Consider the following 545-nt stretch of genomic DNA (forward strand, 5'->3'; position numbering starts at 1 on the left):
CAACCATGTCTGGCTGTGCGATGTTAGAACCCATCGAAACGGATGAAGTGACGCAAGCGACTACCGTTGTGGATGCGGTTGAAGGCGATAAGTCGAAAGACGAGAGTAGCGGCATCGTCGATACACTGCGTGGCAGAAATGATCCGGTTGCTGGTGATCCAGCGTGGGCTCCAATCCATCCAAAACAAAAGCCTGAGCATTATGCTGCGGCGACGGGTTCTCTGTTTAGCCCAGAGCACATTACCGATTTGTATGATGATTCTAAACCTCGCGGCATTGGCGACATCATCACAGTCACGTTAGATGAAACCACCAGTGCGACGAAGAGCGCTAACGCGGACTTGTCGAAAACCAACGAAGCGCAAATGGATCCGTTACAAGTGGGCGGTGAAGAGTTGAAAGTAGGCGGCAAGTACAACTTCTCTTATGACTTAAACAACACCAACACCTTTGCTGGCGACTCTTCTGCGAAGCAGAGTAACAGCATTAGTGGTTACATTAGGGTCGAAGTGATCGAAGTGCTGGCAAACGGCAACCTCGTGATC

1 protein-coding gene is annotated in these 545 nt (G+C 50.5%); it reads left to right on the top strand.

What is annotated here, in order from left to right; all coding sequences use genetic code 11:
* The coding region (locus R7Q46_RS29600) for a flagellar basal body L-ring protein FlgH (protein WP_318078642.1) at positions 1-545 on the top strand (545 nt) is incomplete at both ends.

The organism is Vibrio sp. 811 (genome assembly GCF_033339195.1).